The 15973-nt window shown below is 69.0% G+C and carries 13 protein-coding genes and 3 pseudogenes; 8 read left to right on the top strand and 8 right to left on the bottom strand.

Annotated elements, in window-relative coordinates; all coding sequences use genetic code 11:
• Window positions 1–605: 605 nt before the first annotated feature.
• From ACF09J_RS24990 to ACF09J_RS24970, 5 genes and pseudogenes are all read left to right on the top strand, one after another.
• Window positions 606–1100: pseudogene (locus ACF09J_RS24990) on the top strand (serine hydrolase domain-containing protein); the annotation flags it as partial.
• Window positions 1101–1278: 178 nt separating this feature from the next.
• Window positions 1279–2790 (top strand): alpha/beta fold hydrolase, encoded by a 1512-nt coding sequence (locus ACF09J_RS24985; RefSeq protein WP_392307654.1) that lies wholly within the window; start codon window positions 1279–1281, stop codon window positions 2788–2790.
• Window positions 2791–3231: 441 nt separating this feature from the next.
• Window positions 3232–3546 carry a hypothetical protein gene (locus tag ACF09J_RS24980; RefSeq protein ID WP_392307653.1) on the top strand — a complete coding sequence of 105 codons (315 nt, stop codon included), beginning with the start codon at window positions 3232–3234 and terminating at the stop codon, window positions 3544–3546.
• Window positions 3547–3558: 12 nt separating this feature from the next.
• A complete protein-coding gene (locus ACF09J_RS24975; RefSeq protein ID WP_392307652.1) occupies window positions 3559–4500 on the top strand; it encodes a hypothetical protein in 942 nt (313 codons plus the stop codon).
• A gap of 1284 nt (window positions 4501–5784) precedes the next feature.
• Complete coding sequence (locus tag ACF09J_RS24970) at window positions 5785–6234, top strand: hypothetical protein (RefSeq protein WP_392307651.1); 450 nt, start codon at window positions 5785–5787, stop codon at window positions 6232–6234.
• Here ACF09J_RS24970 and ACF09J_RS24965 read toward each other — a convergent pair.
• Window positions 6149–7408, bottom strand: a complete 1260-nt coding sequence (locus ACF09J_RS24965; RefSeq protein ID WP_392307650.1) for a PP2C family protein-serine/threonine phosphatase — start codon at window positions 7406–7408, stop codon at window positions 6149–6151. The genes ACF09J_RS24970 and ACF09J_RS24965 overlap by 86 nt on opposite strands.
• Window positions 7409–7588: 180 nt before the next feature.
• A complete protein-coding gene (locus ACF09J_RS24960; protein WP_392307649.1) occupies window positions 7589–8311 on the bottom strand; it encodes a DUF1990 family protein in 723 nt (240 codons plus the stop codon).
• Between the two features lie 362 nt (window positions 8312–8673).
• Between ACF09J_RS24960 and ACF09J_RS24955 the strand changes: the two genes are divergently transcribed.
• Both ACF09J_RS24955 and ACF09J_RS24950 read left to right on the top strand, forming a co-directional pair.
• Window positions 8674–9486 (top strand): DUF1990 domain-containing protein, encoded by an 813-nt coding sequence (locus tag ACF09J_RS24955; protein ID WP_392307648.1) that lies wholly within the window; start codon window positions 8674–8676, stop codon window positions 9484–9486.
• A pseudogene (locus ACF09J_RS24950) lies at window positions 9483–10350 on the top strand (SDR family oxidoreductase). The gene ACF09J_RS24955 and the pseudogene ACF09J_RS24950 overlap by 4 nt, the downstream one beginning before the upstream one ends.
• Window positions 10351–10383: 33 nt before the next feature.
• Here ACF09J_RS24950 and ACF09J_RS24945 read toward each other — a convergent pair.
• From ACF09J_RS24945 to ACF09J_RS24930, 4 genes and pseudogenes are all read right to left on the bottom strand, one after another.
• A pseudogene (locus ACF09J_RS24945) lies at window positions 10384–10491 on the bottom strand (pyridoxamine 5'-phosphate oxidase); the annotation flags it as partial.
• Window positions 10492–10575: 84 nt separating this feature from the next.
• On the bottom strand, window positions 10576–11337 hold the full coding sequence (locus tag ACF09J_RS24940) for a hypothetical protein (RefSeq protein WP_392307647.1): 762 nt from the start codon (window positions 11335–11337) through the stop codon (window positions 10576–10578).
• 108 nt (window positions 11338–11445) lie between these two features.
• Entirely contained in the window at window positions 11446–12048 is a 603-nt protein-coding gene (locus ACF09J_RS24935; RefSeq protein ID WP_392307707.1) for a GNAT family N-acetyltransferase, read from the bottom strand.
• Window positions 12049–12092: 44 nt separating this feature from the next.
• Window positions 12093–12881 (bottom strand): class I SAM-dependent methyltransferase, encoded by a 789-nt coding sequence (locus tag ACF09J_RS24930; RefSeq protein ID WP_392307646.1) that lies wholly within the window; start codon window positions 12879–12881, stop codon window positions 12093–12095.
• Between the two features lie 140 nt (window positions 12882–13021).
• Here ACF09J_RS24930 and galE point away from each other — a divergent pair, with 140 nt between their 5' ends.
• Window positions 13022–14014 carry a UDP-glucose 4-epimerase GalE gene (gene galE, locus ACF09J_RS24925; RefSeq protein WP_392307645.1) on the top strand — a complete coding sequence of 331 codons (993 nt, stop codon included), beginning with the start codon at window positions 13022–13024 and terminating at the stop codon, window positions 14012–14014.
• Window positions 14015–14484: 470 nt separating this feature from the next.
• Here galE and ACF09J_RS24920 read toward each other — a convergent pair whose 3' ends face one another.
• Entirely contained in the window at window positions 14485–14856 is a 372-nt protein-coding gene (locus tag ACF09J_RS24920) for a hypothetical protein (protein ID WP_392307644.1), read from the bottom strand.
• A 395-nt stretch (window positions 14857–15251) separates the two neighbouring features.
• The gene (locus tag ACF09J_RS24915) at window positions 15252–15497 is read right to left on the bottom strand and encodes a hypothetical protein (protein ID WP_392307643.1); all 246 of its coding nucleotides are present in this window, start codon (window positions 15495–15497) and stop codon (window positions 15252–15254) included.
• Window positions 15498–15973 lie beyond the last annotated feature (476 nt).

Genomic DNA, 15973 nt, shown 5'->3' with positions numbered 1-15973 from the left:
GAGTGCGGCGTGGGCGCCCCCGGCGCGGGCGCACGGCTCGCACCCGAACGGGGCGCCCTTACGGTGTGCTGATCGTGCCCGCTCGGTGCGCCGGCCATCCGGCCGGCCCACCCTGCGAGGGGACAGCCGACGGCGTGAGGGATGCCGCTGACGAGCGGCCGTTGGGGCTGCCTCCAGGAGACCGCCGGGGGCCTACACCCCTGGCAGGACACCTGCTGCCCGGAGTGAGTGGTCGCGCGGACCTGCCTACCGTGGCTGGCCATGTTCTCCTTGTCCTCAGCCGTCCGGCGGGCGAGAGTCGCGGCCGTGGTCGTCGGCCTGGTCCTGTCCGCCGCCCCGACGGCGTTCTCGCAGCCCCTTCCGTCGACAGCCGCTTCCTGCGGTGACCACCGGCAACTGCGCCAGGCCGTAAGGACGTTGGTCGCACGAGACGGCCTTGCCGGAGCCGCTGTCCCGGTCACCGACCCCGCCCACGCCGATGAGCCTTCGTGTGCCCGCTGGACGAAAGCCGCCGGAACGGCCGACCTGCGCACCGGGCGCCCCATGAACGCGAGCGACGGCTGCCCGACAATCTGGAGGCGCCCGCATGGGAACACCCGGACCGGATGCGGCAACGCCACTTCGAGCCGCGCGAACTCGTCGCCCGCGCCCTCGAACTCGCATCCCCGGAGTCCTCCTGGCACTACGCCACCACGAACTACCTGATCGTGGGTCTGATCATCCAAGAGGTCACCGGCAACACCCCCGAAGCGGAGATTACCCGCCGCGTCCTGCGCCCGCTGGGGCTGCACCACACCTACTGGCCGGGCGACGACCTGCGCCTGCGCGGGAAGCGCTCCCGCAGCTACTTCGTCGACGAGGACGGCCGCCGTATCGACGGCACCGCCTGGAACATGACCTTCGGCGGTGTCGGAGGCGGGCTGGTCTCCACACCGGCCGACCTCGCACGCTTCAGCGACGCCCTGCTCTCCGGCCGCCTGCTGCCCCCGGCCCAACTCGCGGCGATGCGGGAGACCGTGGCCGCCGACCCGGACCGGCTCTGGCCCGGGGCCCGCTACGGCCTGGGGCTGATCTCCACCCCGCTGCGCTGTGGCGGGGCATGGTGGGGGCATGCGGGGACCGTACCGGGCGGCCATCGCGCCTTCACCGCCGTCGGCCCGGGCGCATTGTGTCCCTCGCGCTCAACCAGGTGCCCGACACGCTCCGCGCCGAACAGGACTTCCTCGATGCCGTGCAGACCGCGTTCTGCGGGGACCACCCCTCCGGAAGGACATCGTCATGAGCCGCCGCACCGCGCTCTGCGCGGCCCTCGCCCTGGCCCTCCCCCTGCTGTCCGCGCCCGCCACCGCCGCCGCCAAGGGCGACCCCCTGGCCCGCTTCCACCATCAGCGCCTCGACTGGAAGAGCTGTGTGCAGGGCCCGGACGACGACCTCGGCAAGGAACTCCAGTCGGCCGGCGCCGAGTGCGCCGATGTCACCGTCCCGCTGAACTACGACGACCCCGGCGGCCGGACCATCACCCTCGCCATCTCCAGGATCCGGGCCACCGACGCCCGGCACCGTATCGGCCCGCTGCTCCTCAACGGCGGTGGTCCCGGCGGCCAGACGCTCGGCGACCCGCCGTGGATACGCAGGGCGATGAAGGACGTCGGCGCACGGTACGACGTCGTGGGGGTGGACCCCCGCTTCGTGGGCCGCAGCACCCCGCTGGACTGCCACTGGCCGACGGGCAGCTCGTTCAGCGCGGGTGCCGACCGTGCCGGGTTCGACCGCATGACAGCGTTCGCCCGTGACCTCGCGCAGCGCTGCGGGACGTCCGCGGGCCCGGTGCTGCCGTATGTCACCACCCGCAACACCGCCCGGGACCTGGAGGTGATCCGGGCCGCGCTGGGCGAGCGCAGGATCTCCTACCTCGGGTACTCCTACGGCAGTTACCTCGGGGAGGTGTACGCCACGATGTTCCCCGGGCGGGTCGACCGCATGGTCCTGGACGGGGTGATCGACCCCCACCGTTACTCACCCCGCCTGCTGCGGGGCGCCGAGGCGGCCAACCGGCACGCGCTGGAGGACTGGGCGTCCTGGACCGCCGCCCGGCACACGGCGTACGGCCTGGGCTGCACCCGCGATGCCGTGCGGACAGCGGTGAACCGCGTCCAGGCCGCCGCGACGCGCGCCCCGCTCCAGGTGGGCCCGTACCGGCTGGACGAGCACACCGTGCCGGCGATCGTCCTCAGCGGTCTCTCCCAGGACAACGACGATGCCTACGGCGCCCTGGCACGGGCCGTGCGGGACATAAGCCGCGCCGCGCGGGGGCAACATGTCGTGCCCGGTCAGGAGTTCGCCGAGGTGCTGCGGTTCGTGCTCACGGGCTCCGACTCCGCCTACGGCAGCGTGCAGTCCGCCATCCTGTGCGGCGATGTGGCCGCGCCGCGCGACCCGGAGGTGTACTGGCGCGACATCCAGCGTTCCCGGGCGCGGGACCCGCTCTTCGTCCCCGTCACCCGGAACCTCGGCCCCTGCGCCTTCTGGGACCCGCCGCGCGAGGCCCCGACGGTCATCCGGAACGATTTCCCGGCGCTGCTCGTCAACGCCACCGGGGACCCGCGCAGCATCTATTCCGGCGCCGTCGCACAGCGCCGGAGCTGGCCCAGCTCCCGTCTGATCACTCTGCGGGGCGCCGAACAGCACGCGGTGTGCGGCGTTTTCGGCAGTGCCTGTGCCGAGGCGAGCGTCAACAGGTACTTCGCGACCGGCCGCCTGCCGGCTCAGGACGTGACCTGCCAGGCGTAGCCGGTTAGCCGGTTCCACGCCGGGCAACGGGCGCGCGCGGGCCCTGCCCCGCCGCATCGCCGCCGCACCCACGGCCCGCCGTTCCTCACCGATTCGGCTGTCAGGCGTCGAGGCGGTGAAGGATCTGCGTGAACTCGTCGCTCTCGACCAGGCCGACCAGTGGGGGCATAGCAGGCGACGACGGCTGCGCGGGCGTCGGCTCCGTCCAGCTGGTGCGGCGCCCTGAGTCAATGGCCTGGGCCGTTGGCGAACAGGCCCGTGGCGGGGTGCACAGCAGTGAGCCTCCGCCAACTTGAAGCCGCGGGTCAAAGGGCTGGTGTGACCGGTTCTCGGGGTGCTCACGCTGGTCGTGTGCGACTGTCTGAGGAGCAGATCGTCCGTCAGGGGGCGACTTGCCGGTTCCTGCTCTCTGGGGCCGGGGTGCCTTCTACGATCCGGTGTATGGATCCCGAACTGCTGGAACGGATCACCGCGCGGCGTGCGGAGCTGGACGAACTCGAAGAACGGCTGGCCAAGGAGTTGGCGAAGGTCCGCCACGACCACTTCCTGGCGCACCTGCGCGCCGCCGGCCTCGGGGCGCTGGCCGACCTCGGCTTCCGCGGCCTGGACAACGACATTCGGGACCCCGTGATCGTCACCGGCTTCGCCGCCATCCGCACCCACAAGCTCACCCCGGGCCAGAAGGAAGCCAACCGTGTCCTCGCCGGGCGTGCACCGGTCGAGCACGGCTTCGCCCACCTCAAGAACCGGCGTTGAAGGGACACGGACGTGCGCGCACGGGGCATCAACTACGACACAGGGTTCCTCCCAGGGGAAGAACTCTCCCGCAAGAGCTTCATCCCTGAGACGGTCCGGCACGACATGGCGGTGATCTCCGGAGATCTCCACTGTGACGCCGTTCGTATCTCGGGACGAGAGCCTGAACGGTTGAGCATCGCCGCAAGGCACGCTGCTGCGACCGGCCTTGAGGTCTGGTTCGCCCCCTTTCCCGTGGACCTTCCCCGCGACCAGTTGCTCCCGTTCTTCGCCGACTGCGCCGCTCGGGCCGAAGCCGTACGGGAGGCTGGCGCCGATGTGGTGTTCGTCGCCGGCTGCGAGATCAGCGCGTTCTGCGGCGGTTTCCTCCCGGGCGACACCTACGGCGACCGTGTGCGGGCCATGGCTGCCGCCGACATGGAGTGGTGGTCCTCCCTCGGACCGGTGCAAGAACGCCTCAACGACTTCCTCTCCCAGATCGCCGCGACCGTCCGTACACACTTCGGCGGGCAGGTCACCTACGCTTCGGCTCCCTGGGAGTTCGTCGACTGGGGTGCGTTCGACCTCGTAGGCATCGATGCCTACCGGGCCGCCTACAACGCCGACAGCTTCCGTGACGAGCTGCGTGGGCACCTCGCCCACGGCAAGCCCGTCGCGGTGACCGAGTACGGAACCTGTGCGTACCACGGCGCGGGAGAACGTGGCGGCATGGCCTGGCAGGTGCCGCACGGCGCGGTCCCGCACGAAGACGAGCAGGCGCGCTACCTCACCGAATTGCTGGATATCTTCGAGGAGGAAGGCGTGGACACCGCGCTCTGGTTCACCTTCGCCGGTTACAGCAGGCCCGGGGAGCAAGACCTTGGCTCCTACGGCGTCGTCCGGATGCTCGACGAGAGGCGCTGGGAACCGAAGAGGGTATTCCACACGATGGCAGCCAGATACCAACGCGGCTGATATACCAAGACCTCCAGCCCTTGGCAGCACCCGCTTTACAGCCCCCGATCATCCGTCACGCCGGGGTGCGGGGTGACGGATGATCTACTGCACAGACTGCCGCCCCTGACCAGCATGAGCACCCCGAACTACCGTCACACCAGCCCTTTGACCTGCGCCTTCAAGTTGGCGGAGGCTCAGTGCTTCCAAGGCGGTTCCGCCTGCGACCAGTACCGTCAACGCGTCCTGTGCGGGCCCGATTGTGCCGTGCCGCCGTCGCCCGCCACCGTACGCGCCCGTCCCATACCCCCTCCGTTGCAACCGGTAGCTTCGCACACCGGTCGCCACGTCGTGTTGTGCGTGCGCTGCAGCCCGTGCTGCGACAGCCCGGCGTCTGCCGCTGGAGGCCGACCAACCCCTGGGCTGGACTCTCAGTAGAGAGAATCGCGCAGACGTTCTATCGCTCGTCGTAGATCGTCGAAGGACCGCTGTTCCTCCCACGGGGAGATCCGACCGGCGGAGAGCAGGCTGTCACGCGCACGTCGGACGCGGTCGTAGGCATCGAAGCAGGCGAGGACCTGCTGAATGGGCTCCTGAGGATCGGGAGAGGAAGTGTGCGCAGGCATGGCTGAACTCTCGTCGGTCGGGTGTTACTGGTCGGAAAGGAGACGCGCGTCGAGGAGGCGCTCCAGGCCAGGCCTGCGGAGCACGTCGAAGCTCAGGTGCGAGCCGCTGGTGAGGCAGAACCGCACACCGGACCGGCGAGCGCCACTTGCGTCAGGGCCACGAGCGATGGCCCCGGAAAGCTTCTTTCGGACCGTGTCGGCCGTGCGGTGGTTCAGCTCGCCACGCCGCCGTGCGACTTCGCGGGCCCGCAGGCGAACACAAAACGAGAGAGACACGGCAAGCCTTCCGAGCGCGACGACAACGTCGCCGACCAGACTTCCCGGCACACCACCCGTCCCCGCAACGAACGGGGCAGGCCAGTGCTCATGCTAGCCGCCTCACCGGCGAAGCCACCATCTCCTGACGCGACCCGGCATCACAGGATCAAGCATCCATTCCGGGATGAAACATCCTGAGAGAGCGACGGATCCGCGCGACCGCCCATGAGATTTTTGCCTAATGTCCTGAACAAGCCCTGTTGCGCTGAAGGCTCCGCTTCCAGGGTCGGGCCTTCCTTCCGCGCGGCCCGGCCGCAGCAGTCCCCGGCAACACGACGAAGGGTATGACGAGTCCGTGGTATCCGACCGCGACGCCGTGTGGCGCGAATGTGTTTGTCTCGGACGGTGCGTCCTGCCGCTGGTGGATCAGGAAGCGTGGCGGCGGGCCAGGCGCCACGAGGAATTCCGTGAACGCGGGCTCGGTGTCGGCCAGGGCGAGTTCCTGCTCGCGACCTTCGCCACACTCGCGATGCACGCGACCGTCGCCGACGCAGTCGCGGCAGGCAGGCCGGCCAGTACCGGGACTCTTCACGCCACGCCTTTGCGTGAGGTGGCACAAACAGTGGTCAGCAAACAGGACTACGAGTTCCTGGCCGGTGCCCCGAACCGCTTTTCCGACGATGCCGAGGAGACGGCCGTCGCTGCCTTCCGTCTGCTCGCCTACCAGAGCGGTTCGGCAAGCCGCTGGCTCTTCTGCCTCCGCGGCCAACTGCGCCACACGTTGATCACCCTCGCTGATCGCTCCCGAACACCCTCCCTGACCTGCGGCGATCTTCGCCAGTGGGCGAGCCGGGCCGGTCTGCTCCCGTAAGAGTTGCCATGGCGCGCCGGGAACGCCGGGAATGGACGGCGTGTCCCAGATCGTGGCCAGGACGGGGAATGAGAGTGCGGCGGATGGCGATGAGGGCGACGTCGTCGCCGAGGCCGCCGCCGGTGAAGGTGAACAGGTCACGTTGGATGCGGTGCAGCAGGGCTTCGGGATTGTGGTCGGTCCACTGGGCGGCACGTTCCGCGAAGGGGTAGAACGCGCCGTGCCGGTTGCGGGCCTCGATGACACCGTCGGTGTACAGGAGCAGGGTGTCGCCCGGGCCGAAGGGAAGGACGTCCAGGGTGCGGTCGTCGGGGTCCGTCAAGCCGACGCCGAGCGGCGGTGCGGGGCTGAGGCTGGGCACGGTCACGCCGTTGTCCGGGCTGAGCAGCATGGGCGCCGGGTGGCCGCAGCTGGTGATCCGGACGACGGGTTCGTCGTCGGGGATCTCCAGCAGGAGAGCGGTGACGAAGCGCTCCCCCGCCTCGTCGTCTTGGTCGAAGTCGGTGAGGTAGCGGGCGATGCTGCGCTCCAGGGCGGCGGCGAGCTGGGGCAGGGAGGCGTGCTGGTGGACCGCCTCCCGGAAGGCGCCGAGCAGGAGGGCGGCCTCACCGAGGGCCGGCAGGCCCTTGCCGCGCACGTCACCGATCAACACGCGGGCCGCGTTGTCGGTGCGGGCGGCTGCATAGAGATCCCCGCCGGTCTCGGCCTCCGCCTCGGCGGCCAGATAGACACAGTCGAGCTGCAGCGGGCCCAGCCGGGTGGGAAGCGGCCACAGCAGGACGCGCTGGGCGGCCTCGGCCACCGTTCTTACCCGCGCCAGCTGACGCCTGTGCCGGTCACGCGCCACAGAGAAGGAGATCACCACCGTCGACAGCACCGCCAGAGCGACCATCTCCACCAGCACGTTCCGAGACAGCAGCAGGCCGTCACGCCAGCCGACGAACCCCTGGACCAGGACGGTCAGGGCTCCGATGGCGCTGGTCAACCGCGGACCTGCGAACCAGGCGGTCAGCGCGGGCGCGATCACGAGCAGGGGGCCGAGGACGATGTCGGCCGGGGTCATGATGTCCGAGACCGCGATGATCACGATAAGTGCAACCGGTATCAGCAGCAACAGGTGGCTCGACTGCCACGGCTGCCGGAGGCCGACGACACGCTGCTTCCTCGCGTCCATAACTTCACCAGTGTGCAACCGCGTGTGCCGACATGCGAGTGTCCGCCGGCAGCGCGACCGGGAGACTACGGTGCGAGCGGCCACGAGCGCTCCGAGGCGGCGTCGGAGCACACGAAGCGGGAACAGCACCGCGCTCGTCACTGTGGGTGAGCGCCGGCCGCATGCCAGGGTGTCTCGGCCTCAGCCGGGGGCGACGCGATGGATCGCCAGCACGTCCAAGCGGCGCGTTTTCGCGTCGGACGGTGCGCACACCAGGTGATCGACGCCGGCCGGAGGGCCGGGGGTCGGGTGCTGACCGTTCCGCGCGGCCTCGACGAAGTGCTTCAGGCGTTCACCGCACCGCCGGTAGAAGCGCAGCTGGGTGCGGCGACCGAAGAGGCGCCACCCGAGAAGAGTGATCCGGTCCAGGGTGGGGGCGCCTTGCGAACGGCAGGAGACGACGAACTGCACCTGGCCCGTGTTCTGCTGCTTGACCACCTCGTAGGTGACCTTGCCGCGCTCCAGGTGGCCCTCCAGGGTCTCGTAGGCCCACCCCCAGGTGCGTTCTGCGTCGCTCCGTCTCTCGTTCACCACCTCGGTGACGCGCACACCGCAGTAGAAATGCATGCCGTGGAACCGGGCCTCGAGGAGCATGTTCCTGCCGAGAAGGGGTGCGGCCGGGTCGTAGAGTGCCCGGACGATCTCCGGCGGGGAGAACTCGTAGTCGCGGACCAGGCGGCAGGCGTGCTCCCAGGGCCCTCCCGGCTCCGGAGCGCCCGGTCGCTCCGTCGGCAGCGCGGTGCGGTAGCTGTCGATGTTCCAGTCCGGTCGGCGCACCTCGTCAGCCGAGTAGTTGACGGGGGACGTCGCGAGCCGCCTCCACACCCGTGCGGCGTCGACCCGCCCGAAGACCGCGTCGCCCATGGCGATCACTCGGATTCTGGGAGTGACTCGCCGATCAGCCACAGCGTCGGTGGCCACAGGCCCACGAACAGGGCTCGCCGCTCGGCGTTCCCCCGCTGTTCCTGGTCGACCGTTTTCGCCCGTACCCACAACGTCAGGCAAAGGCCGATCGCCCCGACGGAGGCAAGGTGCAGGTGAGCACGGCGTGCACCCGCCCGGTGCAGGAGCCGGACCACCATGTGGCCTCCCGGTTCGTCCGCTTGCGACATCACGCTTTGCTGCGACCCTTATACCAACGTATGCACATATTCATGCCTTTTTACGATGTTGAGAGGGTATGAGGGTTCGAAGGGGTGCAAATGTCGGGACCGGCCTGTCCTCGGATGCTCGCCGTGCTGGCGCGGTGGCTTCTGGGCACGGTGCTGGTGACCTGGCGCTATCTGTGGGAGACGACCCCCCTGCATCGTGGTTGCGATACGCCCGGTGATGACAGCGACCGCCCGCCCCCACTCCCCCTGGCGGCGATCGACGACCGGGTGCAACGGGCGGAGGACGGCTGGGGGGCCCTGTGCCATCGCCTCTTCAGGGTGCGCATCGCCGCCGCCGACCTTGACGCAGGACGGCTCATCGAAGGGGTGTGCCGCGACTTCAAGAGCTTCGTCCCCTCAGAGGTGGTCGACATCCATACCGGTGAGCTGCGCGACCACGGCCTGGACGTCGCCGACGAGCTGGTGGTGGAGATGCCGGGACCCTGGAACGGCCCCGTCAGGGTCGTCCGCCGCGATGCGGATCGCCTGCACCTGGTGACCCTGCGCGGCCACATGGAGGCCGGGCAGGTGCAGTTCCGGGCGCGAGAAGACGACGAACTGCTGGTGTTCGAGATCGAGCTGTGGGCCCGCTCCGCCAGCCGCCTGGTGCACATGCTGTATGCGCACCTGCGTCTGGCGAAGGAGATTCAGCTGAACATGTGGGTCCGGTTCTGCCTGTCCGCCGTCGCGGCCTCCGGCGGGCGGCTGGTCGACGGAGTGCACATCCGCACCCGCTGGCTCGACCCTCCGGGCGCGGCACCGGCCCGGGCGATGCCGGGGGCCGCTGCGACTCTTCTGGCCTCGCGCGGACTCACCGCTCGCCACCTGGCGGGTGCGGTCCGTGCGGCGGGCATGAGGCGGGATCGGTGGCGGAGAAACAGCGGGTGACGGACAGCCCCCTTGAGGACCGGACCATCGTGGTGACAGCGGCCGCGCGCGGGCTAGGCGCGGCGCTGGCGCACGGACTGGCGCGGCGCGGGGCGCGCCTGGCTCTCCTCGGCCATGAGGGGCCGGAGCTGCGTGCTCTGGCGGCATCCCTGCCCACCGCGGCGCTGGCGGTCGAAGTCGACGTCACCGACAACGCCGCGCTGGACGATGCGGCAGGCGAGATCCACCGCCGCCTGGGCCGGCCGTCTGTGGTCGTGGCGAACGCGGGCATCGCCGAAGGAGGGGCCCTTCGCGACGTCGGAGGCCGCCTCCTGGCGTCGCATCATCGATGTGAACCTGACGGGCAGTGCCCACACGGCCCGCACCTTCCTGCCCGACCTGGTCGCAACGGCCGGCTACTTTCTGCAGGTCGCCTCGCTGGCGTCGCTCGGCGCCGCCCCGATGATGAGCGCCTACTGCGCCTCCAAGGCAGGCGTGGAGGCCTTCGCCCACGCGCTGCGGGCGGAAGTGGCCCACCAAGGGGTCGCCGTGGGCATCGCCTATCCCGCCTGGACGGACACCGACATGATCCGCGAGGCCGAACAGTTCACGGTCATGCACCGAGCGCGCACCCACATGCCCCCGCCCGCCCGTGCCGTCCACCCGGCCGACGTGGTCGCCGCCCGGCTCGTGCGCGCGGTGGAACGCCGCCGTGGCGCCGTCTACGTGCCGTCGTGGCTGCGTCTCCTCCAGGCGGTGCGTTCAGCCCTGCCGCCCATCGTGCTGCGAGTGTCCCGACACGAACTGCCCCACCTGGACACCGGGCGGCCGTTGCGCGCCACGGGCCCGCTGGGGGCCGGCGGACGAGCCGACCACGGTCGTTGACCTGAGAGTCTGGGCGTCAGCCCGGGACGGCCGCTATTCCAGCCACGTCCCGTCGCGCATGATGACTCTGCCGCGTAGTTCCGGCTCGCCGCGCCAAGCGCGCACAGTCTTCGGCACCACGCACACATACAGGAAGGAACCAGCGGGCTCAAAGCGCGCATGAGGCGAAAGACCTACTGCCGGCGACCGACACGTTCGAAGACCGTGACCGTCCTGTGCCACCCCTCAGGGCGTCGGCAGCTGGTCATACGTCCGGAAAGTGTAGGTCGCGTCGTAGGTCATCAGATTTCCGCTCGACGCCGGCAGCCCGAGTCGCCGGTTGAGGGGCCCTGTCAGCGGCCCGCAGTGTTCAGCGGCGGGGGCGGCGAAGGTGTCATCGTACGCGGAGAACTTGATCAGGGGTGGATCCTGTGAGACCCACTGCGAGGGGCTCGGCCGCTTCATCTGAAAGTCGACCGGCTCGCTCGCCCCGACGGTGCATCCCTGCGGCAGCAGTGGGCTCAGCAGCCGCAGGCGCAGGCTGAACTGCCCCGTATAGAAGTCGGATCGGTCGCCGTACTCCGGCTTGACCGCCAGTCGAGTCAGCCGCACATGCTCACCTGCCGCAGTGCCGGTCAGCCCGCCCGGAATGGCGGTCGGTGCACTGTGCATCGCACCCCACACCTGCCCATCGGTACCGTCCGGCATCGGCCCCTCGGCGTGCGTCATGGTGATCGGAGCGAGAGTTACGGTGACCTTTCCTATCGTCAACTGCGGTGCCGCCGTGTGAACTTCGCACTTCCAGCGGGCCGGATCGGCCCCGGTGGGGAGGGCCGGGCAGTCGCTGAAATCAGCCGGGAACTGAGCGGTGGGGGCACTCGGCTCGGCGTACGCGAAACCCGGCGTGTACACCCCCGCAAGACCTGTGAGGGCAGCGGCGCCGGCGAGGGTGACCGCGGCGCGGCGGGCGAGAGACGGGCGGGGGCCATCGGCGGTGGTTTCCAACATGACCAACAGCCTGCTGGCCGTGACCGCCGACGGCTATCGGTGACTCCCCTGCCTCAACCCTGAGCCGACCCTGATGACCCGTCAGGGATCGCCCCGGGCGGCCACGGGCTAGGACGATCCTGCGGCAGTCTTACCACCAGGCTGCGTCTGGCCGTCGGACAGAGGCAGAAGCCCGTGTCCATGGGTTGTGGCGTACTGGTCCGACGACAACTCGAACACCCGTACTCGCCGACCGCAGGTGGGATTGACGGTCTCAAGGACCGGGTGCATCCCCAGTTTGGTCGTGATCCGTTCGGAGGCGTCGTTGCCCACTTGAGCGATGCTGACGATCCGCTCCAGCCCTCGCTCTTCGAACGCGAACCGTACAGCGGCCGCAGCGGCCTCGGTGGCCAAGCCCTGCCCCCAGTGGGAACGTCCCAGCCGCCAGCCGACCTCAACCGCCGGCAGTACCTCCGGCAAGAAGTGAGGCACCGAAAGACCGGTGAACCCGGCCAGCTCGCCAGTGGACCGGATCTCCACGGCGAACAGGCCGAAGCCCTGTGCCTCCCACTCGCTCTCCCATGCCTGGATCCCGCCGCGAGTCTGCTGTTCGTCACGGACGCTGCCGTCACGGATCCACCGCATGACCTCGGGGTCGGCATTGACGGCAGCCATGGGGGCGACGTCTTCCTCCCGCCAGCGACGCAGGATCAAACGAGAAGTCTCAATCATGACCATCCAGTCATTCTGGATCACAAACGGCTCTGCCGGAATCCCTAGTGATCAACGAAGCCACCGTCCGGACCCGCAGCCGATGGCGGTACCTCGACGACGAAGAACAGGAAGCAGGGTTTGGTCGAGAGGTCGTGGAAGCCGTCGGGGAACAGGTCACGGGCGGCCGGGTCGGGTTGCGGTTCGCTGATGACGGAAAGGCGGAAGCCGGCGTCGGCGAAGGCATGGTTCATCACGTGCAAGGGCTTGCGCCAGAGCCTCATCGGGACGGACTGCCCGTTGAACGTCCAGTCGAAGGCATAGCTGGTGGTTGCAAAGTAGTCGGGCCGAGGATCCTGGAACGTGTAGGCCACGAAAGGGTGGTCCACCGAGGCAATCAGCCGGCCGCCAGGTCTGAGCACTCGCCGCAGCTCGGCCAGCGTTGGCCCCCAGTCCTCCAGGTAGTGCAGCACCAGCGACGCCACCACGTCGTCGAACGCACCGTCGTCGAACGGCAACGGGTCGCGCAGGTCGACCACGTGCAGGTTCACGTCGTCGCCGAGCCGCCGCCTGGCCAACTCCAGCATCCCGGCGCTGGCGTCAATTCCGGTGACGAGCGCGCCGCGGTCGCGTAACGCAGCGGACAAGGGGCCCGAGCCGCAACCGGCGTCCAGGATCCGACGGCCGGCCACGTCTCCGGCGAGGGCCAACACCGCGGGCCGTTCGTAGTACGCGTTCACCAGGTTGTTCTCGTTCTCCGCCGAGTAGGCCTCCGCGAAGCTGTCGTAGTCATTCGCCTGGTCCCGATCCGCGGACCTGTCGGAGCTCTCGGGCACGTCGTTCACGCGTTCCATCGTCGCAGCCTAGTAGGCACATGATCCGCTGGGCAGAACTCGAAAGGCAGACGTGTGCGGCCCGGCCGCGCCTCGACGGGATTCTCCGCTAGCCTTGCCGCCGGTCGCCAACTGGGGCTGCAACGAGGCCGGGAGAGAACATGAAGGTCCTTGTCGCCGGGGGAGCCGGTTACATCGGCAGTACGGTCGCCTCGGCCTGCCTGGACGCAGGCATCACCCCCGTGATCCTCGACAGTCTCGTCCGGGGTCGCCGCGAGTTCACCCAGGGTCGTACCTTCTACGAGGGCGACATCGCGGACGGTGCGCTGGTCGACCGGATCTTCTCGGAGCACCCGGACATCTCCGCCGTGGTGCACTGTGCGGCGCTGATCGTGGTGCCCGAGTCCGTCGCGGACCCGATCGGCTATTACGAAGCGAACGTGGCCAAGAGCCTGGCCTTCGTCAGTCACCTGCACCGCAACGGCTGCGACCGCGTCATCTTCAGCAGCTCAGCCGCCGTCTACCAGTCCGAGGACGGCTCGCCCGTCGACGAGGACTCGCCGCTGGCGCCGCAGAGTCCCTACGCACGGACCAAGGCCGTGTGCGAGGAGATGTTCTCCGACATCGCCGTGGCGGGACCGCGCGTGCTGTCTCTGCGCTACTTCAACCCGGTCGGGGCCGACCCGCGGCTGCGTACCGGGCTCCAGCTCAAGCGGCCCAGTCATGCCCTGGGTGTGCTCATCCAGGCACATCAGGAAGGCCGTCCGTTCCCGGTCACGGGGACGGACTACCCGACGCGCGACGGCTCTGGCATCAGGGACTATGTGCACGTCTGGGATCTCGCCGCGGCTCACCTCGCCGCGATCGAGCGGTTCGACTCCATCCTCGTGCGTGGGAAACGCTCGATCGCGATCAACCTGGGCACCGGCTCGGGAACCACGGTTCGGGAGCTCTGTGCCGCGTTCAACAACGTCGTCAGCACGCCCCTGGCGACCTTCGACACCGATCGGCGGCCCGGAGACGTCGCCGGCAGCTATACGAAGAGCGACCGGGCGGCCACGCTGCTGGGGTGGACGCCGAAACTGTCCCTGGAGGACGGCATCCGGTCTGCCCTGGACTGGATGCCGGTGCGCAATGAGCTGCTGAAGGACTGAAACCTGGCTCATGGACCGGTGGCGGGATCGTCGGCAGGTGATCGATGCGATCGACTGGAAGCACCACACCGGCTCACCCTGGCCGGAGTCCGATCCGGCGGCAGCGGCTCGATCCGCGCCCGCTTGACTCACTCGGTGATGCGTTGATCGAAAACTGTCGTTGGACGCGATGAGGGCGCACTCGAATCGGCAGGTCAGGAGTCGTGAGGCCGAATGGGAGCTTTACGCAAGCGTTCGGGAGCGGTCACGGTGACCGCTCCCCAAAGGCAACTGCCGGGGCGGGTGTGGCGCTGACCGCCGTCAGTCTCACCGGGAGTGGCCAGGCGACCGCGGCTTGATCGATCCAGCCGTGCAGATCCGACGGGAAGAATCGGGCAACCACGGGGAACCACGGTCAATAGTCGGCCCGCTCGGCGCCCGGGCTCCGGGCCGTCTCTGGGCCGTGCGGGTGCTCGGCACGGTGGCCAAACTCAGCCAGCACCCGCCGGGTCTGCTTCCGTTGGTGCGCCACGGCCTACGGTCAACGACCAACGCACGGCTGAGGACGCCTCGACGGACACGACTCCACTGCGCTCCACGCCGGACAACGCCACCTCATTGGAGACGGTGCTGACCTGGCCAGCACCACACTCCAGAGGGAAGGAGACGTGCAGGGGCCGCACCGTCACCGTGATCTTCCCCTCGCCCTGGCAGCTCGCCGCGACGGTGAGGGCGTTACCCTTCTTGCCCTTGCTGTAGGGAATGCTGGCGTTCCCTGTGGTCACCTTCTGGCGGCCGGCGAGTGATACCCCAGGGTCCAACTCCGGCGGCTTCAGCAGGGAAGGCTGCGTGGTGCCGGGCACGCTGCCGTTCGTTGTCGGGACCGGCGTCGCGGAGTCCTGGGGCCGCGTGGGTTGCCCGGCATCCGAATGATCCGTCGTGCACGCGGCGACGGACAGAAGTACAGCAGCACACGCGATGCCCACTATCGCACGGGTTCGGCAAGACATATCAGCTCTCCAAGACAGCCCAGCCGACGCGACGCGGCGTGTGGATGAGGACCCTGCGCTTGCTGTCCGGCCGACAGCTGTCGAGATCATGCCAGCACTCCAGGCGAACCACTGGCCTTCACGTCTTTTCTGAGCAAAACCTGAGCTAGTCGATCAACCAGCGCGCGTATGGGTGACCAGCCCGACGTAGCCGGGCACGGCCTCGGCCGCGCCGGGCACGGACGGGGCACGGTGCGCCACGACGGTTTTCAAGGTTGTGTGTGGCACGCGGCTCTGCGACGCAACCCCCATGCCCTGAACCGACCGCTCACGAAGATACCGACGCCGATGGACAGCGCGATCAACAAAGTTGACGACACGACGTCGAAGGTCACGTGGCGGCCCCCGGCCGCCAACGACACAAGAAAGGCGATCGCCGTGAGGGTCACGGCGGCCGCGGTAAGGAAGACTGCCATCTCGGCCCACCACATCGCCCGCGTCGGTTGAGTCGTCATGCCGATGTTGTACATCGCGCATCTGGCTGCTGTACAGCAACCCCCGCGCCCAGGACCGACCGCTGCCCACCCCAAGCAACCAGCTGACCTGCCCGGCCGACCTCAGCGACCACCGTGCCCATAGTTCGCATCGAGGGGGTCGTGCCAGTCCCGTGCCAGATCGGGCGGGAACCGCGGGGACACCGGGGACCAAGACGAAGCCGGCTACAGCTCGAGACCGCCCCACCCCAGGTCAGGCGAGCAACCGCCCCTGGGGCACCCAAGCTCAGGTCCCGGAGTGGCGGTCTTGCGATACGGTGCGACTTCGTATGACGCCCTCTCCAAGAGCCAGTGAAACTGATGAACAGCCGTGTTGCCTGCTTCGCGACCATGATCCTGGTGGGCTTGGCTGTACTCGCTATCGCTGGCTGCAACCCTGATCCGACTGACCCCGAGAACGTCGATCCGATCACCCTGGTGAACAACACATCGAGCCC

Origin of the sequence: Streptomyces sp. NPDC014889 (assembly GCF_043081205.1) — a bacterium.
Lineage (GTDB): Bacteria > Actinomycetota > Actinomycetes > Streptomycetales > Streptomycetaceae > Streptomyces.
This window is presented reverse-complemented; position numbering and strand designations above follow the sequence as displayed.